This window comes from Erythrobacter epiphyticus (genome assembly GCF_034653295.1).
In the GTDB taxonomy this organism is placed as follows: domain Bacteria; phylum Pseudomonadota; class Alphaproteobacteria; order Sphingomonadales; family Sphingomonadaceae; genus Erythrobacter.
The window spans coordinates 179,429-198,959 of record NZ_JAYEEU010000010.1; the positions used below are offsets into that span (position 1 = coordinate 179,429).

Below are 19,531 nucleotides of genomic sequence, written 5' to 3' on the forward strand. Positions count from 1 at the left end.
TCGATGCCAAGAATGATGCCGGATCAGCGACGCAGCCTCCCCATTGCAGGAGAGCCGACTTAATCCGAGCATGACAATGGCAAATGGAACGGCGCATTCAGGGCACGATTATCGTGTCGCCGCTTTGGATAATTGGCAAGGCACTTACATCGTCAACGCTGACCAATTTGGAGCGCAGCACATTCGACAGGTTGACCGGAAGGACAGTCACCCCCGCCTCGGACTTTCTGACAACAACAATGTTACCCAGGCTCGCGAATTCGGTAACTCCGCCACTGAAGCTGAGCGCCTCCAGCAGGGTGACGTAGCGTCCGGGGGTAAAGATACCTGGCGCCCGGACCTTGCCGATCACCGAAAACTGCAGTCCACTTGTGCTTGCGATCGCGACCGTGACATCGGGCACGTCACCATCAACAAAGCTGCTTTTGAGGCGGCTCGAAATCTCCCGCTCAATTTCGGTCGCCGTCTTTCCTGCAGCCCTCATGATCCCTACGAGAGGGAAGCTGATAGTGCCGTCGGGCAGGACGATCACCTGGCGCTGCAATTCCTCTTCGCGCCAGACACTTATCTCCAACTGGTCGCCGGCGTTAATCCTGTAGTCGAGACCGGAGAAAGTCGACGAGCCAGCCCCTGAACCGGCGGCGGCGGCATCTTGAGCGATTGCCGCCCCTCCCACTGTAGCACTAGCCCCTACGACCAAAATCGCAAATATTCTTTCGAGAAACGATCTACCAGCGCGCCCCATCCGACCTCCCATTATCATCATCAAATTGCCCAGAATCGGGACGCCCACTAGAAACGGCCCCTCGTAAGCCGATTTAGCAGTAGCATCTTACCTCTACCTTAACCTACCAAAGTTTATATTCGAATCAAATGGAAACTCGAGAACATTGCTGATGGTATCGCCCCGACCAATCTCAGTCTCACTGCTTCGATTTGGCGTGCGTCAAGGTCGGGTTCTTATGCCGTGCGCTGCCGTACTCCTAACGGGTTGCGGCGGAACGATAAACGAAGCAATTGAATATTCTGGTAAATCTCAACCACAACTAACAGCCGACAGCGCCAAGCAGGCGCAGCACGCCAACCAGCACGCACCCATGGCGCGCGAAGGTAAAGGCGGATATTTGGCTAGGCTCAGCTGGGTTGAGCACCGGTCAAGCGCTCCAGTGAGGGCGTTCGCGACCCCCTCCATGAGTCTTGACCTCAGGGCCGGTGATCACTTCGCAATACAGGCACTGCAAAATGTCCGAGACCGGAAGGCCGAAATGGCTGCAGGTCGCATTTTCCCGTTTGCGGATGCGCCGGAAAGCGGAACAAGAAAATTTTCGCGAGGCAATCCCCTGGGCTTTGCGGGCCGGGAGGGACTTTCTGCTTGTTTGGCTCATGGGCGAATTGACAGAGTGGTGAGTGCAGTATGCACCATGATCTGACTACCCTGCCTACATTGCCACGCCAGACGAATGGGCACTTGCGCTTCACTTCAAATGTTGTGCGCACCCTCGGCGTCGTGAATGACGTGGTCTGCTTTTTCCTGGCGGTTCTTTTAACCGCCATTTCCTATGATCTTGCGATCGGCGGTTCTTACGACGCCCTGCTCCACCGCAGCGCCGCCATCATCATGGCTATCATATTTCTTTTGGTACGGGTTTCCAGAGACGGATACGCCCCATTCAAAGGCCAAGGGGAAGATGTTGGAGGTGCCGCCATGGCTGACTTCCTCCTCGCGACCGCTTTGACCATGTTTGTCATTATCCAGTTGGGCAAGCTTGCAGAACTCTCCCTTGGACTGGGCCTAATTTTCATATTCGTCGTGATAGTTCTTCTGTTTTTGAGCCGCGTTGCCTTCCAATGGCTCGCGCTCATCATGATCCGGAAGGGCTACATTGGCCAAAGGGTTGCCATCTATGCCGAAAGCGCCAAGGTCGCAGCAAAAGTCGTACAATTGATTAAACTCGAAAATTTGCCTCATCTGCGAATTTTGGGATACGCGGATGAACGTGAGCAAAAAAAAGAAATTGCAGATCATGTTTTGTATCTGGGTGGCTTTTCTGCACTTCTCAATTTGGCGAAAACCGGTCAATTGGATCAGATTATACTTGCTGTTCCAAGAATATCCCAGTCGAGGCTTGAAGAAATTACCGAACTATTAAGCGCAGCCTCCATTGATATTTGCATTCTGCCTCGCGAAACCCTCGAATTGTCGACAAGTTACCGTGTCAATTTCCTGGGATCGCTCCCGGTATTCGCTGTTTGGCAGCAGCCGATAAGAGACATTGACGGACTGCTTAAAGTAACCTTGGACTACGTTCTGGCGACTGTGGCGCTTTTGCTGCTCTGGCCGATCATGCTCCTGACGGCACTGGCAATTAAACTCGAAAGTCGCGGCCCCATAATCTTCAAGCAAAACAGGATCGGCTTTAACAATAACGAAATCTCTGTGTTCAAGTTTCGCTCGATGGACACGAATCTTGGAGATGTTAGCGGCGCCAAGCGTACTGAAAAAAACGATGCACGCGTCACTCGCGTCGGAAGATTTATCCGTAAAACCAGCATCGATGAACTCCCGCAGCTGTTCAATGTGCTAAGGGGCGAAATGTCGCTGGTTGGGCCCCGCCCGCACGCGACAATGATGCGCGTTGGCGACAAATACTATTTTGATGCCGTACGGGGTTACTCGGCTCGTCACAGGGTCAAGCCGGGAATCACAGGCCTTGCGCAAGTCAGGGGTCTAAGAGGGGAGATCGCAACAATCGAGCGCGCCAAACAGCGCGTGGAATACGATATCTACTATATCGAGAACTGGTCGCCCCTTCTCGACATCAGGATCATGATCGAAACCATTGTAAAGATTGCTTGGGATAAAGATGCTTACTGAAAGCGACCTTCAAAGCTTCCTGGGCGTCGACTTTGCAAATGTCAGCATCGAACGCGTTGCAGCCGAGCTAGAGCGCTTGTCACGGAGCGCCGCGTTCTCTTTCGTCGTCACCCCAAATGTCGATCATGTCGTGCTCTTGCATAGGGGCGAATCCGAGATCGCGGATCTGTTCCGTCAGGCGTATTCGGCTGCGCGTATTCGCCTGTGTGACAGTCGCGTGCTGAAGATGCTAGCTCGCTCCCGAGGACTCAATCTAAGCGTCACGACGGGAAGCGATCTTACAGCATACCTCTTCAAGAACGGAAAACTCAACGGCAAGACGGTGGCGTTGATCGGGGGCGATGCTGCAATGCAGGCAGAACTCAGTCTGCACTATCCGGATGTCAGGGTTGTTCAACATATCCCACCCATGGGAGCATTACATAACCCAGGTGCGATAGAAAAAATTGAAGAATTTGTCGCAAATGCCAAAGCCGAATACACTCTATTTGCAATCGGGGCGCCGCAAAGCGAAATAATTGCATTCAAATGCTATTCCGCCGGGCGGTCCAAAGGAGTCGCCCTATGCATTGGTGCCTCAATTGAATTCTTACTTGGATACAAGCCACGCGCGCCTATTTGGATGCAACGCCTAAGCCTCGAATGGCTTTTTCGCCTACTGAGTGAGCCACGACGCTTGGCGAGACGGTATCTCATTGTGGCCCCTCGAATTTTCCCGATCCTATGCGGCTTCAACCGCCGGGAAGATTTGATGAGAGCGAAAAACCCTCCGAACGAGATTTCCCATGGTTGATGAACATGAAGATCGCCATGGCGGGCTGGACAACCGCATCGCCATAGTGGGGATGGCCGCGCACCTTCCCGGGAGCGCAACGCTTGAGCAGTATTGGTTGAACCTGCGCGACGGGCTTGAGTGCATCCGCCACTACAGCGAAAGCGAGCTTCTCGCCAACGGCGAGGACAGGGCGCGCATGCTCAACCCCAATTACGTGCCAGCGGCCGCTCCGCTTGATGGCTTCGCCGATTTCGATGCCGGATTTTTTGGTCTCAGTCCGAAGGAGGCTGCGGTGATGGATCCGCAGCATCGGCAGTTTCTCGAGGTCGCTTGGGAGGCTCTTGAAACGGCCGGACACCCGCCGGAGGCCTTCAAAGGACCAATCGGGGTGTACGCCGGCTGCGGCATGGGCAGTTACTTCTATTTCAATGTCTGCTCCAACGCCGATCTTGTGGACGACGTAGGTATGTTCCTGCTGCGCCATACCGGCAACGACAAGGACTTTCTTGCCACTCGGGTTAGCCACGTCTTCGACCTCAAGGGTCCGAGCATCAGTATCCAGACCGCCTGCTCGACCTCGCTTGTAGCGATCCATTACGCCTGCCAGAGTCTTTTGGCAGGTGAAACTGACCTTGCGCTGGCCGGTGGTTCGACAATCGAACTGCCGCAGGGCCGCGGCTACATTTTCCAGGACGGCGAGATCCTGTCGCCTGACGGGCATTGTCATGCATTCGATCATCGCGCTGAAGGGACGGTTTTCGGGAGTGGCGCGGGTGTGGTCGTGCTGCGCCGGCTCGAAGACGCCCTTGCGGACGGCGACCACATCTTCGCTGTGATCTGCGGCACCGCCGTCAACAACGACGGGGCCGCGAAAGCCGGTTATCTTGCACCAAGCGTCGATGGTCAGTCGGCCGCGATCTCAGAGGCGCTCGATATGGCGGGCACGCCTGCACATACCATCGGCTATGTGGAATGCCATGGGACAGGCACGCGGCTGGGAGACCCGATCGAGGTTGCGGCGCTGACACAGGCATTTCGGCAGAGCACTGAAAAAACCGGTTTTTGCGGGATCGGCTCGGTGAAGACGAATATTGGCCACCTCGATACAGCCGCAGGTGTGGCGAGCACGATCAAGGTGGCGCTGGCGCTCAAAAACCGCAAGATCCCACCCAGCCTTGGATTTGAACGACCAAACCCGGCCATCGATTTCGAAACCAGCCCCTTCTACGTCAATACGGGTCTCGCCGATTGGGTGGCGACTTCGGGTCCGCGCCGCGCGGGTGTCAATTCACTGGGTGTCGGCGGAACGAACGCGCATGCAATTCTGGAGGAGGCGCCAGAACCGGATGCGCACGAGCCCAGCGCTTGGCCGGCTCAGATTCTGACGCTTTCGGCACGCTCCGAAGCAGCGCTCAATGAAGCGTCCGGAAACTTGGCAGCGCATCTCAGGTCAAACCCCGATCAGCCGCTCGAGGACGTCGCCTTTACTTTGAAGGAGGGGCGGCGCGCTTTCGAGAAACGTCGCGTCCTCGTAGCCGAAGATCATGCCGAGGCGGCAGATCGCCTCGAAAAGGGCGGCCAGGGGCGCGTGTTCACCCATACCGATCTGGGACCCAATACCGATGTTGTATTCATGTTCCCGGGTGGCGGGGCACAATATGTCGGGATGGCTCGCAATCTTTATGAGACAGAGCCAGTCTTCCAGGATGTGATGGATCGTGGCCTCGACATCCTCGATGGCAAGATCGACTATGATATCCGCGCACTGTGGCTCGCCGAAGGGGATGCCGCTGCTGAGGCTGAGGAGCGGTTGAAGACCCCATCGATCCAGCTTCCGCTGATCATGATCACGGAATACGCGCTTGCACAACTCTGGATGTCGTGGGGGGTGACACCAGCGGCGATGATCGGTCACAGCTTGGGCGAGAACACCGCCGCCTGCCTGGCCGGGGTCTTGTCGTTTGAGGATTGTATCGGCCTTGTCCACCTGCGCGGTGCGCTCTTCGACCGGGTTCCGCCAGGCGGAATGCTCAGCATTCCGATGTCCGAAGAAAGTCTCCGTGCAGAGATCGGCGACGACCTCGACATCGCCTGCATCAACGCGCCGGACTTGTCAGTCGTCTCCGGCTCGGACGAAAAGCTGGCCGAACTGGCCGATCAACTTGCCGCGCGCGAGATAGAGGCGAAGCGGGTCCCGATCAACATTGCAGCGCATTCGCGTATGCTTGATCCGATATTGCCGGAATTCGAAGCCTATCTGCGGTCGATCACCCTGAACCCGCCGCAGATTCCGATCATTTCGAACCGGACGGGCCAGCCCCTGAGGGCCGAAGAAGCAACCGATCCGTCTTACTGGGTTCAGCACCTGCGCAACACCGTCCATTTCAGCGACGGGATTGCGACCCTCGCAGGAAAACGCGACCGGGTCTATCTGGAGGTCGGTCCAGGCAGGGCGCTAAGCTCGCTGGCAAAGGCCAGTGGCAAGGTAGAGGCGCAGGCCGTGCTTAGCTCGCTTCGCCACGCAGACGAGGATATTGCAGACGATCTTTTCTTCCTCGAAACAATCGGTCGGCTCTGGGCCTGTGGCATTCAGGTTGACTGGGATCAGATCTGGGGTGACGCCAAACGCCGGCGCGTTCCGCTGCCGACCTACCCGTTCCAACGCAAGCGCTACTTTATCGAACCTGCAGATGGTGTCCGCCAGGGTTTGGAGCCCCCGCTGATACGCAGCGAAGAGATCGCCGAGTGGGGCTTCGCCCCGGCGTGGTTGCCACGATCAGCCCCTTGCCCCGTGGATGTGGCGCATGACTTGGCCGAAGCCGAACGACATGTCTGGCTGGTCTTCTGTGATACTGTCGGCCTCGGCGCAGGTTGCGCGGCACGGCTTCGCGACGCCGGTCACACGGTGATCGAGGTCCGCGCGGGCGACAGATTCCTGCAGACCGGCGATATGAGCTACACGCTTGCACCGGAACGCGGTCGCGAAGGATACGATCTGCTCCTGGCCAGCCTTGTACAGCGCGGGATCACGCCCGATCGTATCGCGCATTTCTGGCTGACCACGCGCGAGGAGGAGTTTCGTCCAGGATCGAGCTTCTTCCACCGCAATATCGAGCAGGGCTTCTACAGCCTCATGTTCCTGGCCCAAGCGATCAGCGAGGAAGATCTTCCGTCACCGATCCAGATCACGATCGCAACGAGTGACACCGTTCAGGTGCGCAACGAAGCTCTTCTTTATCCCGAAAAGGCAACCGTTGCGGGTCCGGCCCGCGTCATCCCCAGAGAATTGCCGGGCGTAACTTGCCGCACTATCGACGTGAGCCTGCCACCCGCAAAACGTAGCTGGCGACGGGGCGGAGGCGATGCCGAACTGCTTGATGGTCTCGTTTCTTCGATACTGGAAGAGATGTTGGCCGAGCATGGAAACTCCGACGCCGCTTTGCGTGGCGGAAGGCGATACGAACTCGGTATTCGCACTGTGCCGCTTGAACCAGCCGAAACCTGGGCCGAAACCGCGCCGGAGGGTGCAGTATGGTTCATCACCGGGGGCTTTGGCGGCATCGGTCTCAGCGTGGGAGAAAAGCTGGCGCGCGAGACAAGCGCGAGGCTCGTTCTGGTATCGCGATCGCCCCTTCCGGACCGATCCGAATGGGACCACCATCTCCGCGAGAGGCCGGTCCATGACCTGACTGCCCGCCGGATCGAAGCCGTGAGGCGGCTGGAGGCGGCGGGCGCCGAGGTCATGGTCGCAACCGCCGACGTCTGCAACGTCTCGCAGATGCGGGCTGCAATCGCGGCGGCCACCGAGCGCTTTGGACCGATTCACGGCGTGATTCACGCAGCTGGCACAGTTGACGATGCGCCGCTTCTGACCAAGGATGTAAGCTCGGTAGAGAATGTGTTCTCGGCCAAAATACACGGCACCCAAGTTCTCGATAGTCTGTTTCCGGACGGGTCGATCAAGCAGATGGTGCTGTTTTCCTCGACCAGCACAATCACCGCGCCGGCCGGCCAGATCGACTATGTTGCCGCGAACGAATACCTCAACGCCTACGCGAAGGCGCGCACCGGCGATACGACGCGCGTGGTCGCAATCAACTGGGGCATCTGGAAGGATGTCGGCATGGCCGCCGAAGCTATGGCCGCGCGCCATGGCGATGTGCCGCGGTTAGCGCCGCGCCCGGTTGATCTCCCGCTCCTCGATGAAACGACGTTCGATGAGGCCGGGAACCGGGTTTTCACGGCCAGTTACACGCCATCAGACCGTTGGATACTGGACGAACACCGCACCATCGACGGCACGGCCCTTCTGCCGGGCACCGGGTATATCGAACTGATCGCTGAGGCGTTGCACGGAAATGGCGAAACCGGGCCATTCGAAATCAACGACCTGTACTTCTTCTCGCCGCTGCAGGTCGATGATGGCACGATGCGCGAAGTGCGCGTGAGCTTGATACGCCGCGATGAAGGGTACCGTGTAGAGATAAGCAGCGACGTCACAATCGATGGCCGCAAAGGCTATCATGTGAACGCCCAGGCGATCTTGGCACTTGGCCATGTTCCCCCTCCTGCGCAGATCGAACTCGAAGCGATATCCGGACGCATGGGTCCCGCAGAACGTGCGGTTGGCAACGAGACCCTCAGCTCGCGGCAGGAAGCGAATTTGGCCTTTGGGCCGCGCTGGCGGGTGATCCGCAGCATGGCCTATGGACAGGGGGAGGGTCTGGCCGAACTGTCCTTGCCCCAAGAATTCGCGCGCGACCTCGGAGCGGGCATCATCCTGCACCCTGCCCTTCTGGACCTGGCGACGGGCTGGGCGATGGATCTCGTCGAAGGGTATGATAGCTCGCATCTCTGGGTGCCGGTGTCGTATGGATCGATCCGTGTCTACCGTCCGCTGCCGGCCGAGCTTCGTAGTTGGGTGCGGATAGCAACCGACAGGTCGACTGGCGGCTTCGCGTCCTTCGACGTCACGCTGATGGATACCGACGGCCAGATCGTCATGAAGATCCGCGATTTCTCGATCCACCGGGTAGAAAACGTCACCAGCCTTCGGTCCAATGCCACCGATCAACGCAACGTCGTCTTCCCGGAACAGGGCGAGGTCAATCAGCGCGAGTTGTCACCTGCGGAAGTACGGCTGGCTCACAACCTCACCCAAGGCATCACACCCGAAGAAGGTGCCGAAGCATTTCGGCGCGCTCTTGCGCAGTCCCGGGCTCAGATCGTGGTCACATCCCTCGATCTCCACGCTCTAAAGCTGCAGGCGGAGGCACAAACACAAGCCGGTCGTTCGACCGGCGAGAGCTTTGAGCGGCCCGACATCGAGAGCGACTATGTGGCGCCGCGTAACGATATCGAACGCACGTTAGCAGGGTTCTGGCAGGATCTTCTGGGACTGGAGACGGTGGGCGTTGATGACAGCTTTTTCGATCTCGGAGGGCATTCCCTGATCGCCGTCCGGCTTTTTGCTTTGATCAAAAAGACTTACCGAACCGAGTTTCCGATCTCCGTCCTGTTCGAGACGCCCACCGTGGCCAGCATTGCCGCGCTCATCGCAGAACGGATCGGCCATGACGGCAGCGCGACCGATCACGACGATGCTGCCGCAGAATCTAAAGTTCGCACCGCGACGGTGCAGCGCCGTTTCACCCATCTCGTGCCGATGCATAGCGGCGAGGGCGGACACCGCACGCCGTTCTTCCTGGTTGCCGGCATGTTCGGCAATGTCCTCAACCTGCGTCACCTTGCCAACCTTGTCGGTGCCGAAAGGCCGTTCTACGGGTTGCAGGCGCGCGGGCTTTACGGGGATGACAAACCCCATGAAACACTGAGCGAAGCTGCGGCGGATTACATCGTTGAGATGCGGCAGGTACAGCCACGTGGGCCCTATTTCATCGGCGGCTTTTCAGGTGGTGGGTTGACGGCCTACGAGATCGCCCACCAGTTAGAGGCCGCGGGGGAGGAAGTCGGCCTGTTGGTGATGCTCGACACACCCCTGCCCCTGCGACCAAAGCTTTCGGGACTTGACAAGGCCCTGATAAAAATTGGTCACTTTCGCGAGAAGGGTTTCGGCTACGCGATCGAGTGGGCCAAGGCCCGCTACGCGTGGGAGATGCGGCGCTTTCGCCCGGCGGAAACCGCCGCACCCGACGAGGCGCTGTTCCATAACCAAGCAATCGAAGCAGCCTTCATCGGAGCCCTTCCCCGTTACAACCTCAAGCGGTGGGACGGTAAATTGGTGCTGTTCCGCCCGCCGCTTGACCGGCGCTGGAAGGTCTCGGGTGGTCGATACGTCAGCACCGGAAAAGAATATGTCTTCGAGGACAATGAATGGGGCCAGTGGTCGGAAAATCTCACCGTGATCGAGGTGCCGGGTGACCACGATTCGATGGTGTTGGAACCCAATGTCCGGGTTCTCGCCGCCGAAATGAAACGCTGCATAGAAGAGGCAGAGATGCGTTCGGCACGACCGAACCGAGACTTCCGGGCCTCGTGGTGACGTAATGGCAGAGCCCCGTATCCTTGTTGTCCTTCTGAATTATCGCACCGCTGACATGACGCTGCGCGCAGCTGAGGCGGCCCTGTGTGGCATGGAGGATCTCGATGCCGAGATGGTCATCGTCGATAACAATTCCGGTGACGGATCGTTTGAGATGCTGTGTGAGGCCGCGCTACAGCGTGGATGGGCGGATCAGAGCAAGGTCAGAGTAGTCGCGTCGGGCCGCAACGGCGGATATGGTGCAGGCAACAACTTTGGCATCCGGCAGAACATGTCGAACAAGAGCAAACCCGACTATATCTATTGCCTAAATTCCGATGCCTTTCCCGATCGCGGCGCGATCCGCGCCCTGCTTGAGGTCCTGGAGTCCGACCACCAGATCGGTCTGGCCGGAAGTTACATCAAGGGCCCGGATGGCGACCCGCATCAAACGGCTTTTCGGTTTCCCTCGATCGCAAGCGAGTTTGAAGGCGCCGCGCATACCGGGCCCATAAGCCGACTCTTAAGGAACTCGATCGTGCCCTTGCCTTTGCCGGAACGCACCGTCCGGGTCGATTGGCTGGCAGGCGCAAGCGTTATGATACGCCGGTCCGTGCTCGACGAGATCGGGTGTTTTGATGAAACCTTCTTTCTTTATTACGAGGAAACCGATCTGTGCCGCAGGGCCAGTCTTGCGGGCTACGGGACCATGTATGTGCGCGAAAGTGAGGTCACACACATCGGCTCGGTTTCGACAGGAATGAAGCAGTGGGGCCGCACGCCGTCCTACTGGTTCGACTCGCGCCGCTACTACTTCGTCAAGAACCACGGACGGGCTTATGCAACCGTCGCCACCCTGGCACATATCGCCGGGGCATTGATCTGGCGCCTTCGCTGTTTGATCTCGGGCCGCAAATCACATGTGCCGGAGCGTTTTCTGCGTGATCTGATCCAACACAGCCTCAGCCGCCCAAGACCAAACCAGCCCCTGCCCCAGTCAATGTTACCCCAGACTAGCATTGTCGATTGAGCCGACATCGCCAAGAAGGAATTCACCATGGCAAGATTCTCCTCGATCCTTATCGGCAACGAAGCGTTGCTGGTGCAATGCGGTCAAATCCTCCTTGAGCGCGGGCACACGATCAGCGCGGTCGTCACGCGGACACCATCGATCGCGAATTGGGCCCGGGAAAACGGTATCCCGGCCGAACAGCCCGGCAGAAATCTCGCCATCCGCCTTGGTCAGACCAAGGTGGACTGGCTTTTTAGTATCGCAAACCTCTCTCTGATACCCGAAGATGTTCTTGCCCTCGCCAGCCGCGGGGCAATCAATTTCCATGATGGGCCGTTGCCAGCCTATGCCGGCCTCAATGCTCCGGTCTGGGCACTTCTCAACGGCGAGCGCGATCATGGCATCACCTGGCATATGATCACCGAGGAGGTCGATGCCGGTGAGATCGTGATGCGGCAGGCCATTACAATCGACGATGATGAGACGGCCTTCACTCTCAACGCGAAATGCTTCGCCGCCGCGATCGAAAGCTTCGTCCCCCTCGTCGAGACATTGGAAGCCGGGAGCCTTTCCAAGGAAATCCAGGATTTCAGCATGCGCACGATCTTCGCCCGCGCGGATCGCCCAGCTGCCGCGGGACGGGTTGATTTCAATTGGACCGCCGACCGCCTTACTGCCTTCGTGCGCGCGCTCAATCATGGCGATTACCTCAACCCGCTGACCACGCCGAAGGTGGACCTCGGTGGCCTTGTGGCCAGTATCCGGACGGCTGTGCGGGAGCCCAGCGGTGAGGCTGCCCCGGGAACAGTGCTTGAGGTTGAAAACGACAATGTCCTCGTCGCTACAATCGAGGGGAGCGTGAGACTGTCGGGGTTAACCGATGCAACCGGCAGGCCTATCGATCCGGCCAAGTACACCAAGGCAGGCGCCACGCTTCATGCGAACGACGACAAAGACAGTCTGACTGCAGCAATGGCGCAGGCAGCTCCGCGCGAAAACACGGTGCGGGCGCTGCTTGCCAATCCAGTTCCTTCAGATCTGGGGCTGGCACGTCCCGCGAAAGAGGCTGCGTCGGTCGGGGAGCTACCAATTGTCGTTCCCGCCGGCCTTGACGGCAATCGGGTTTTTGGCGTTCTGGCCGCCGCCGCCCTGCGGAGCACCGGCAGGGATGCGATTGACTTTGCTTATGCCGGCAACCCAGTGCCATGCTCCGCTGGCTATTTTAGCGACTGGGTGCCCTTGCGGATCGCTGTCGAGGGCAAGGTCACCTTAGCGGCGCTCGCGGACTATGCCGACGCGCAGCTCGTGCGCGCCCGCGCGCATCCGAGTTTCGCTCTGGACATCGTACTACGGGATCCGGCGATTGCCGCCGCAACCGTGCCTGAAGTCGGCTTCAGCGAGGCGCGTAAGCCTGGCCTGATCTCCGGCACGGCGGTCACGCTGCACTCGTCCGATAGCGGGCTTCGCCTGTTCCATGATGGCGCAAGGATCGACACGGATACGGCGAAGCTCTTGGCCGCGCGGATCGAACGCGTGGCTGCGGCACTCAAGGACGACGCGGACATCACGCTCGCGTCAGTTCCCATCCTGTCCGATCATGAACGGGAACTTGTCACTCGAATCTGGAACCAGTCGGAGGTCGAGTACAACCACGATCAAACGATGCACGGCGCGTTCGAAGAACAGGCCGCGCGGACGCCCGATGCGGTCGCGCTCGTTTTCGAAGACCAGGAGCTCAGGTATGCCGATCTTGATGCCCGTGCGAACCAGGTGGCGCATGTCTTGCGCGATATGGGTGTCGGCCGCGGCACGTTCGTCGGTCTCTATCTGACGCGATCCCTCGATCTGGTGGTTGCCGCTCTCGCGATCCTGAAGGCAGGTGCGGCTTATGTTCCCATGGATCCGGCATATCCCGCCGATCGCACGGGCCTCTACATCGAAGACAGTGGGGTCAAGGTGATTGTCACCTCTGCCCAACTCGCCGATACTTTGCCCGCAAGCGCCGCACAGTCTTTGCTTATCGACCATGACGAGCGGATTGACGTCGCTGCCACCGACGCGCCGAAGAGCGCAGCGGCAGGGCATGACGCTGCATACCTGATCTATACCTCCGGTTCGACGGGACGGCCCAAGGGTGTGGTGCTGGAACACCGCAACGTAATGAACTTTTTCCGCGGGATGGATGATCGCGTCCCGCATGAGCCAGCCGGGACCTGGTTGGCGGTGACGAGCCTGAATTTCGACATCTCGGTTCTGGAGCTGTTTTACACACTCGCCCGGGGCTTCAAGGTCGTCATCGTCAGCGAAGAGGCACGGCTGACGCCATCCGACGGTGTAGCCCGGTCAGGAAAGGGCATGCAGTTCAGTCTTTTCTATTGGGGCAATGATGATGGTGTCGGTCCAAAAAAGTACGAGCTTCTGCTCGAAGGTGCGAAGATCGCCGATGCAAACGGGTTCTGCGCAGTTTGGACGCCGGAACGGCACTTCCATGCTTTTGGCGGCCCTTATCCGAACCCATCGGTGACCGGGGCTGCGGTGGCGGCGGTAACAAAGCGGATCGGCGTGCGTGCCGGCAGCTGCGTCGCTCCCCTGCACCATACAGCACGGATCGCCGAGGAATGGGCGGTGATCGACAACCTCACCAACGGGCGGGCCGGGCTGGCGATTGCATCAGGTTGGCAACCGGACGATTTCCTCCTGCGGCCCGAGAACGCTCCGCCCAACAACAAGGCCGCGATGCTGGACGCGATCGAAACATTGCGTAAGCTCTGGCGCGGTGAACCGGTAGCGTTCGACCGCCCGCTAGGCGGCACCATCGACGTGGTCACACAACCGCGCCCGGTGTCTAAGGACTTGCCGGTGTGGGTCACAACCGCTGGCAACCCCGATACTTGGAAAGAAGCCGGACGGATCGGAGCCAATGTGCTCACGCATCTTCTGGGCCAAAGCATCGAAGAGGTTGCCGAAAAGATCGGGATCTACCACGCCGCACTGAAAGATGCGGGATACGACCCGGCCGCTTACACCGTCACACTGATGCTGCACACCTACATCGCCGATAGCCGCGACGGCGCGCGGGAGACGGCGCGCGAGCCGATGAAGAACTACCTGCGCAGCGCCGCCGGGCTGATCAAGCAATACGCTTGGGCTTTCCCAGCCTTCAAGAAGCCGCAGGGTGTGTCGAACCCGACGCAGATCGACCTCGACGGCATGGACGACGAGGAAATGGAAGCGATCCTGGAATTCGCATTCCGCCGCTATTTCGAGGAGTCGGGCCTCTTCGGGACGATCGAAGACGCCGTCCGGCGTGTCGAGGACCTCAAAGCGATCGGAATCAACGAAATCGCATGCCTTATCGATTACGGCATATCGGTGCCGCAGGTCATTGACGGGTTGACCCCACTTGCTGAGGTCTTGCGCCGGACGAACCACGATATCGAGCTGGACGACAAAGATTTTTCCATCGCTGCGCAGATCTGCCGTAACAAGGTGACTCATTTGCAATGCACACCTTCTATGGCCCGCCTTCTGCTAGCCGATCCCGGCGCACGCGCGGCGCTTGGCCAGGTCGAGCACATCATGATCGGCGGGGAAGCTCTCCCCGGTCGACTCGCCAGGGACCTTGCGGACATCGTCGGTCGCCCGATCCAGAACATGTATGGCCCGACCGAGACGACGATCTGGTCGTCGACAGAGTTGACGACAGGAGATGAGGGAACGGTAAGCATCGGACGGCCGATCGCGAACACACAGTTCTATGTGCTGGATGTCGATGAACAACCGCAAGCGGTCGGGGTGCCGGGCGAGCTCTTCATCGGCGGTGACGGCGTGGCGCGGGAGTATTGGAAGCGCCCGGATCTGACAACCGAACGGTTCCGTCCCGATCCCTTTGCGGGTCGCGCGGGTGCCCGGATGTATCGTACAGGGGATCTGGCCAAATGGTTACCTGACGGTCGGATCGATTTCCTCGGACGGGCAGACAACCAGTTGAAGATCCGTGGTTACCGTGTCGAACTTGGCGAAATAGAAGCCGCGCTGGAAGAGCAGCCAACTATTCGCCAGGCCGTGGTGATCGCACGCGAGGACACGCCAGCGGACGTGCGCCTTGTGGCATATCTGCTGTCAGATGCGACTATCTCTCCGGTCGCGTTGCGTACCGCCCTTGCAGCGAGGCTTCCCGATTTCATGGTCCCCGCACATTATGTTCAGCTTGATGCTTTCCCGCTGACGCCGAACAAGAAGGTGGATCGCAAGGCATTACCCAAGCCCGTCGACACCTTGCCCGCAGACCGGGTGACAGAGGCGCCGAACACCATCGCAAAGCCCGCAGACGCACCAGTGCCATCAGGCAATGTCGAGGAACAGATCGCAGCGGTCTGGAGAGGGGTGCTCGGTGTCTCCCAGATCACACCCAACGACAACTTCTTTTCGCTCGGGGGGCATTCCCTGCTGGCGGTGCAGGTCCATCGCGAGCTCAAGGCGATCTTCGGACCGGCCAAGTTAAGCATCACCGACATCTTCCGCTTTCCCACCCTAGGTGCCTTGTCGCGACACCTTGCGCCTGACCAGCCGCTACCCGGAGCTAAAAAGGCCGTGCCTGTCGTTCAGGAAACCTCCGACATGGCGGGTCAAAGTCGCGGTCAGATGCGCCAGGATGTCATGTCGCGCCGCCGCGAGATGCGCGCACGGCGAAGGGAGTCGGCATGATATGTTCGTCCGACCACGTCGCCGAGTTTGCGCGCGCGGCGAGGAGACTTCTTGGTCCCTCGGTCTCCGTTGGGTATGCGCAACCGGCGATGGGCGATGCCGCCAATCTGTTACCCGCAGAACTGCACTGCACTGCGGGCATGGTGCCACAACGCAAGAATGAATTCGCAGCTGGCAGGGCCGCAATACGGATGGCGACGATAGCCGACGGCTCCGAACCATTCGCCGTGCCTATGGGCGTGGACCGCGCCCCTGTCTGGCCGCCAGGTATCGTCGGCAGCATTGCCCACAGTTCGGATATTTGTCTGGCCGCGATCAGCCGTTCCAGACGATATGCCGCGATCGGCATCGACGTCGAACCCAACGTTACGCTTCCGCCTGATATCGCAGCGGAAGTCATTCATGAAGGCGATGGCCTAGAGCTCGAGAGTGGAGCCGCCGCGCCGTTAACCAAACAACATTACGTGGAAGTCTTCTCGGCCAAGGAAGCGGCTTACAAATGCCAGTTTCCCCTGACTGGATCGGTGCTCGGGTTCGATGCATTGTCGATCCGCTTAATGCCTCAATCTCAACGCTTTGTGGCCAGGTTCGAAAAGAGCATCGGCAGTTTTCGAGCAGGCGACACGCTGCAGGGTGGCTATGCCTTGATTGGCGATCACGTGTTGACAGTTGCCTCGATACCTATCGAGCGGTGGGAACAGTTGACCTTGCGCAAGGTACAGGTCGCCCATGGCTAGTCGTCGACATATTCTCGCGGCCCCACTGGCACTGCTCGGGATCGCCGCACTTGGCGGCGCTGCGTATCTGTGGCGCGGCGGCAAACGACCCGCACCCGATCTTCCGGCACCCTTGTCTGCCGCGCGCATGCAGCGGCTTTACTCCGAGCCGCTTGAACCACCCTCGGGCGGTCTGCGCGGATTTCACATCGGCCACAGCCTGGTGGGCCGGGACATGCCTGCGATGCTCACGCAGTTGGCTGATGGCGCCTACGCCTATGAAAGTCAGCTTGGCTGGGGCACCACCCTTAAGGCGCACTGGGATCAAAACGAACCGATCAAGGGGTTTGACTCCGAAAATGCCCATCCACGGTACCGTGATGCTCACGATGCCCTCACGAGTGGAGAGTACGACGCGCTTATCTTGACCGAGATGGTCGAGATACGGGACGCGATCGCGTATTTTGATAGCTGGGATTTCCTTCGGCGCTGGGCAGCCAAAGCGCGCGCCGCAAAGCCTGGAATTCGTATCTACCTGTACGAGACATGGCACGAAACCAATGATCCCGAAGGCTGGCTGAACCGGATCGATGCAGATTGGAACCGATACTGGCTGGATTCGATTCTTCGGCCGGCGCTCGCCGAAACCGGCGGGACCGAACCGATCTATGTCATTCCCGGAGGGCAGGTCATGGCCGCCTTTCTGCGCGCTGTGGATGAACGTGGCGGCCTGGAGGACGTATCGGGGGTTGGCGACCTGATGACCGACAGGATCCACTTCAATGATATCGGCGCCTATCTCGTTGCGTTGACGCATTTCGCCGTCTTGTTCGGTCGGTCTCCGGCCGGATTGCCTCGGGCGCTTCTCCGCGCTGATGGGACCCCGGCGCAGGCACCGTCGGCCGAAACGGCGGAATTGATGCAGGCCGTGGTGTGGCAAGTGGTCACGTCCACGCCCCTCACAGGAGTCGTAGGGACGGACACGGTGCCTCTTGCTCTCAGCGAAGGGTCAGCATCGTAATGGGCTCGCGTGAGCTCATGGATGACGTCCTTTCTCCAACCATTCGGACGTGCGCGTCTACACCTACGTGACTTGGCACGCGTTGCACAGCGGAACGACAAAGGCGGTGCAATGGGACGACAAAGACCACATTCCTTGGCGCATCAGGATATCGAACGACCTTGCGGGTAGAATCTCCTCCCGTAGGTTTCCTTGGCTGGGCAAGGAGGTTTGGCGCGAAGGCATCAGACCCACCGCACCATCATAAGGCCAAAAGCAACCGGTCGTTAGAGGTGTCCAAATATGACGCACGTGGTAATGATCCTTGCGACACTATTGGCTATGGAAAAACTTACTGGATAGAACTGCACTACCCGATCATGTTTTTCCCGGTTTCTTAGTTCATTTGCCAAGGACACCGTCATGCCCATGCTACCCCTCGATCCGGAAACGCTGCTTCTGTCTCCGGCCGAAGCCCGAGCCGCCGCCACCCCGCATTCCGAGACTTACCGCAGCCGTAAACCATTTCCCTATGGGGGCTACGACGATTTCCTTGCACCTGAGATCCTTGAGCGCGTCAAGGACGAGCTCAAGGTGCTGCCCGAGGTGGAAACGAGTTTCGATCGCCCACAGGAACGGCTGAAGACCAGCTATATCCCCGAGCGTCTACCCGAATATACACGGCGACTTTTCTACGCCCTGAACTCGCGTCCCGTGCTCGCTTTCCTTGAGGAACTGACCGGTATCAAGCGTCTGATTCCGGATCCATACTTCGCCGGAGGCGGCATTCATGTGGTTCACAACGGCGGTCACCTCGACATCCATGCCGACTTCAACCACCATGCTCTTCTCAACTTAGAGCGGCGAGTGAACATGTTGATCTATCTCAACAAGGACTGGAAGGAGGAGTACGGAGGTTCATTCGAAGTCTGGAACGATGACATGACCGCAAAGGTCGAAGGGTTCGTGCCGCTATTCAACAGAATGTGTATTTTCAACACCTCCTCGACCAGCTGGCACGGCAACCCTGAGCCTGTGAGCCATCCTGACGGGCAACCTCGAATGTCGATCGCACTCTACTATTACACGGCGACGTGGGATGCGACGCGAAAATCGCACACGACACTTTTCAAGCCGCGTCCGGGAACAGCCGACCAGAGCGACCGCCGTATTGCGCGGCAAGAGATGCTTGCGGACGTGCTGCCGCCGTTCCTACACCGCAAGCTCGCGCCGCGCCTTCGCAAACTTGGCTTCTGACCACGAGCATCAGCCGGAAGAGGGGCGACCTGCCTTGCCAGCCGAGAATTGGAATATTTGTGGCTAAGTCTTTCGCTGGGGACTCCGTTGGATGGCAAGGATCTCTGGCATGAATGCATCAAAGTTTACGGACGCTTAGGAGGCGATCGTCGTCAAGCAGACTGATTATAGAGCGCCGGTTTCTGATGCATTGCTGACGTAAGAGTGAGGTCACGCTTCGCTCTCTCTGACAGCCGCGATAGGTCCTGCCACAGCGCGCAATGATTGTGGTAAGCCGAAGCTTGTTGCGACTGACCTTGGCTTCCTTCAAGCACTCGTAAAACGTCTGAGAGGCGCAGCCGATCCTGTCTGCAATCAGGACACGACCGAACATCGGAACGAATAGTCGACCTCGTGAGCCCATATTATCCGCACCGTGCAAGCGTGAAATTGCGGTAAAGCGTAAGCGGTGTTCTCAGGCCACATGAGCGTGTGGGGTGAGCTCGTCTATCCGCGATGCGGGGTGGCCATTGGCGAGCCTGGTGAGCGTCGCGGCCAGCCATGTGTGTGGGTTGATGCCGGTGAGCTTGCAGTTTTCGATGAGCGTGGCGATCACCGCCCAGTTGTCGCCACCCTCGTCGGAGCCGGCGAACAGGGCGTTCTTGCGGCCCAAGGCGAGCGGACGGATGGCGCGCTCAACGGCGTTGTTGTCGAGATCGATGCGTCCAT

10 protein-coding genes are annotated in these 19,531 nt (G+C 59.0%); 8 read left to right on the plus strand and 2 right to left on the minus strand.

Annotated elements, in window-relative coordinates; all coding sequences use genetic code 11:
- Positions 1-97: 97 nt before the first annotated feature.
- Positions 98-745, minus strand: coding sequence for a polysaccharide biosynthesis/export family protein (locus SOQ14_RS14085; protein WP_322898756.1), 648 nt, complete (start codon positions 743-745; stop codon positions 98-100).
- Positions 746-1,507: 762 nt separating this feature from the next.
- Here SOQ14_RS14085 and SOQ14_RS14090 point away from each other — a divergent pair.
- The 8 genes from SOQ14_RS14090 (at position 1,508) to SOQ14_RS14125 (ending at position 18,823) form a co-directional block, all read left to right on the plus strand.
- The gene (locus tag SOQ14_RS14090) at positions 1,508-2,875 is read left to right on the plus strand and encodes an exopolysaccharide biosynthesis polyprenyl glycosylphosphotransferase (RefSeq protein WP_322898757.1); all 1,368 of its coding nucleotides are present in this window, start codon (positions 1,508-1,510) and stop codon (positions 2,873-2,875) included.
- Positions 2,865-3,668, plus strand: a complete 804-nt coding sequence (locus SOQ14_RS14095) for a WecB/TagA/CpsF family glycosyltransferase (protein WP_322898758.1) — start codon at positions 2,865-2,867, stop codon at positions 3,666-3,668. Before SOQ14_RS14090 ends, SOQ14_RS14095 begins: the two co-directional genes overlap by 11 nt.
- On the plus strand, positions 3,661-10,152 hold the full coding sequence (locus SOQ14_RS14100; protein WP_322898759.1) for a type I polyketide synthase: 6,492 nt from the start codon (positions 3,661-3,663) through the stop codon (positions 10,150-10,152). The genes SOQ14_RS14095 and SOQ14_RS14100 overlap by 8 nt, the downstream gene beginning before the upstream one ends.
- Before the next feature lie 4 nt (positions 10,153-10,156).
- On the plus strand, positions 10,157-11,161 hold the full coding sequence (locus SOQ14_RS14105; protein WP_322898760.1) for a glycosyltransferase family 2 protein: 1,005 nt from the start codon (positions 10,157-10,159) through the stop codon (positions 11,159-11,161).
- Between the two features lie 27 nt (positions 11,162-11,188).
- Positions 11,189-15,850, plus strand: a complete 4,662-nt coding sequence (locus SOQ14_RS14110) for a MupA/Atu3671 family FMN-dependent luciferase-like monooxygenase (RefSeq protein WP_322898761.1) — start codon at positions 11,189-11,191, stop codon at positions 15,848-15,850.
- 89 nt (positions 15,851-15,939) lie between these two features.
- The gene (locus SOQ14_RS14115; protein WP_322898762.1) at positions 15,940-16,587 is read left to right on the plus strand and encodes a 4'-phosphopantetheinyl transferase family protein; all 648 of its coding nucleotides are present in this window, start codon (positions 15,940-15,942) and stop codon (positions 16,585-16,587) included.
- The gene (locus SOQ14_RS14120) at positions 16,580-17,587 is read left to right on the plus strand and encodes a hypothetical protein (RefSeq protein ID WP_322898763.1); all 1,008 of its coding nucleotides are present in this window, start codon (positions 16,580-16,582) and stop codon (positions 17,585-17,587) included. The genes SOQ14_RS14115 and SOQ14_RS14120 overlap by 8 nt, the downstream gene beginning before the upstream one ends.
- A gap of 402 nt (positions 17,588-17,989) precedes the next feature.
- Positions 17,990-18,823 (plus strand): 2OG-Fe(II) oxygenase, encoded by an 834-nt coding sequence (locus SOQ14_RS14125; RefSeq protein ID WP_322898764.1) that lies wholly within the window; start codon positions 17,990-17,992, stop codon positions 18,821-18,823.
- A gap of 454 nt (positions 18,824-19,277) precedes the next feature.
- Here SOQ14_RS14125 and SOQ14_RS14130 read toward each other — a convergent pair.
- Positions 19,278-19,531, minus strand: a 254-nt coding sequence (locus SOQ14_RS14130; protein ID WP_322898765.1) for a transposase domain-containing protein, incomplete at its 5' end; no start/stop codon positions are given.